The sequence below is a fragment of the Curtobacterium sp. B8 genome (assembly GCF_000333315.1).
Classification (GTDB): Bacteria; Actinomycetota; Actinomycetes; order Actinomycetales; family Microbacteriaceae; genus Curtobacterium; species Curtobacterium luteum.
The window spans coordinates 1-3,090 of sequence record NZ_BACW01000085.1 but is presented as its reverse complement, the minus strand read 5'-3'; the positions used below and the strand labels follow the sequence as shown (position 1 = coordinate 3,090).

Annotated in this window: 2 protein-coding genes; both read right to left on the bottom strand. The window is 73.9% G+C overall.

Annotated features, from left to right (window positions below; translation table 11 throughout):
* Positions 1 to 1,839 (bottom strand): hypothetical protein (locus I59_RS02385; protein WP_022902509.1); only part of this gene is annotated, 1,839 nt, incomplete at its 3' end.
* A gap of 8 nt (positions 1,840 to 1,847) precedes the next feature.
* The gene (metK, locus tag I59_RS02380) at positions 1,848 to 3,062 is read right to left on the bottom strand and encodes a methionine adenosyltransferase (protein ID WP_031272512.1); all 1,215 of its coding nucleotides are present in this window, start codon (positions 3,060 to 3,062) and stop codon (positions 1,848 to 1,850) included.
* Positions 3,063 to 3,090 lie beyond the last annotated feature (28 nt).

Below are 3,090 nucleotides of genomic sequence, written 5' to 3'. Positions count from 1 at the left end.
GTGCGCGTACGGGAACCGCACGATCGCCCGCACCGTCCCCGGGACCGCATCGCCCTCGACCGGCACCGGACCGAGCACGGGTCCGGCGGTCGCGTCCCCGAGCGCCTCGACCGCCGCCGTCACCGCCTCGTCCGTCCCGGTGAGCGTCGCGACGCGGACCGCGGGCGGGAAGTGCAGCTCGCGCCGGTCGGCGAGCTCGTCGTGCGCGGGGACGTCGAGGCGCCAGGTGGCCATCGCGGTGGCCAGCCGACCGCCGATGCCGACGAGGTAGACCTCGGCGCCGGGCGCACCCTTCGCGGCGGCGTTCGTCCAGAAGCGCAGGACGTCCTCCTGCACGCGGAGCCCCTCCCGGGCGAGGAGGCGCTCCCCGTCGAGGAGGAGCACGCACGCGTACCCGCCGGGCACGCTCGGCTCGGCGCCCCGGGTGGCGACGACGACGGCAGGACGCGCCGGGACCTCGTCGAGCGGTCGGGAGCCGTCCGCGACGACGATGCGCGTCCCCGGGAACGCCCGACCGAGTTCGTCGGCGGTGCGTTGTGCGCCCTGGCCGACGGGCTTGAGCTCGCCGCCGCCGCACGTCGGGCAGCGGAACCCGACCGCGAGGGCCCCGCAGAACCGGCACTGCGGCGTCGCGTTCCGGTGCGGCGTGCCGAGCGGACCACCGCACACCCGGCAGTGGGCCCGCTCGCCGCAGTCCGCGCACACCAGCCCCATGCCGAAACCCGGGTTCGCGACCTGAACGAGCACGGGACCGTGCTGGCTCGCCTCGCGGGCCGCGCGCCACGCGGTACTCGGGATGCGGGCCTGCGCGGCGAACCCCTCGGCGCTCGCCTGCTGCGCCGTCGGGATCACCTTCGGGGTGGGCACCCGGTACGGCGCGACCTCCTGCAGCCAGTGCAGCTCGACGAGCCGCTGCACGTCGGTGGAGCGGGCGTGAGCGAGGAAGAGCAGCGCGGCCCCCGACTGCGCCGTCCGGACCAGGGCGACGTCGCGGGTGTGCACGTACGGCGCCCGGGGCTCGACGAACGAGGCGTCCCCGTCGTCCCACATCGCGATGAGTCCGAGCTCGGTCGCCGGTGCGAAGACGGCGGTCCGGTTGCCGATCGCGACCACGGCGTGCGTCCGGGCCTGCAGCAGCGCCTTCGCCCGCTGCCCGTTCGTCTGCTTCGCGTCGAACCGGACGACCCGCTCCGTCGGCAGCACGGCGAGCAGGGCCCGTTCGAGGTCGGCGACGTCGCGGAAGTCCGGGACGGCGAGCACCGCGGACTGCTCCCGCGCCACGACGTGGGACGCGGCCTGGGCGAGGGTCGCGGCCCAGCCCGGCACCCAGACGGGCTCCTCGGCGGAGCCGAGGTCGACGGGGTGTGGGACGGCGTCGACCGCAGCGCGACCGTGGTCGGCGAGGAGTGCCTCCAGGACGCCGTCGGCGTAGCCGGTGACGGGGACGGGCTCGACCGACGGCGGCGACCACGCGGTGTCGCGCGCCAGCCAGGCCTTCTCGGCCCGGACCTGCCGCGTCGGCACGGCGAGCCGGAGCACGTCCGAGGCGACACCCGCAGCACGGTCGGCGACGGCGCGCGCGAGGGTCCAGATCTCGGGCGCCAGGACGGGCGCGGGCGAGAGGACCTCCTCGACCTGGCTGAGCTCGCCGGGCCAGTCCCCCTCCGACACGACCTCGACGACGTACGCGTCGGACATCCGCGCCCCGGTGCGGAGCGGCACCTTCACGCGCACCCCGGGCACGCAGTCGTCCTCGAGCTCGCTCGGCACCCGGTAGTCGAACAGACGGTCCAACTGCGGGAGCGGCGAGTCGAGGACGACGCGCGCGACGGTGGTCACACCCGGCCCTAGACGGTGGCGGTGACGAGTCCTGCTGCGGCGCGGAGCTCCTCGACGCGGTCGAGGTGCTCCCAGGTGAAGCCCGGGAGTTCACGACCGAAGTGGCCGTACGTCGCCGTGGTGGCGTAGCGCGGCTTGAGCAGGTCGAGGTCGCGGATGATCGCGGCCGGGCGCAGGTCGAACACCTGCAGGATCGCGGCCTCGATGGTGGCGTCGTCGACGTGGCCGGTGCCGAACGACTCGACGTACAGGCCGACCGGCTTCGCGCGGCCGATCGCGTACGCGACCTGGACCTCGAGGCGGTCGGCGAGTCCGGCGGCGACGGCGTTCTTCGCGACCCAGCGGAGCGCGTAGGCGGCCGAGCGGTCGACCTTGGACGGGTCCTTGCCCGAGAACGCACCACCGCCGTGCCGGGAGGCACCGCCGTAGGTGTCCACGATGACCTTGCGACCGGTGAGGCCGGCGTCGCCCTGCGGGCCGCCGATCTCGAAGCGACCGGTCGGGTTCACGATGACGTCGACGTGGGACGAGTCGAGGTCGACCAGGTCGAGCACCGGGCGGATCACGTGCTCGGTGACGTCGGCCGTGAGCTGCTCGAGCGTGACGCTCGGAGCGTGCTGGGTCGAGAGCACGACGGTCTCGACGGTCTTCGGGACGACGCCGTCGTAGCCGACCGTGACCTGGGTCTTGCCGTCCGGACGGAGGTAGGGCAGCTCGCCGGACTTCCGGACCGCGGCGAGGCGCTCGGCCAGACGGTGGGCCAGCCAGATGGCGACCGGCATGTACTCGGGCGTCTCGTTCGTCGCGAAGCCGAACATGATGCCCTGGTCGCCGGCCCCCTGACGGTCGAGCGGGTCGACGCCCGCGCCGGACCGGCTGTCGAGCGACTCGTCGACGCCCTGGGCGATGTCGGGCGACTGCGCGCCGATCGACACCTCGACGCCGCAGGTGTGGCCGTCGAAGGAGACCTCCGACGAGTTGTACCCGATGCCCGTGATCACGTCGCGGACCAGCTTCGGGATCTCCACGTAGCCGGAGGTCGTCACCTCGCCGGCGACGTGCACGAGACCGGTGGTGACCATGGTCTCGACGGCGACGCGCGCGTGCGGGTCGACCTCGAGCAGTGCGTCGAGGATGGTGTCCGAGATCTGGTCGCAGATCTTGTCGGGGTGCCCCTCGGTCACCGACTCGGACGTGAAGAGGCGCAGGTTGCTCGTCGTCACCGCGGTCAGTCGGTGGGCTGCTGCTGCT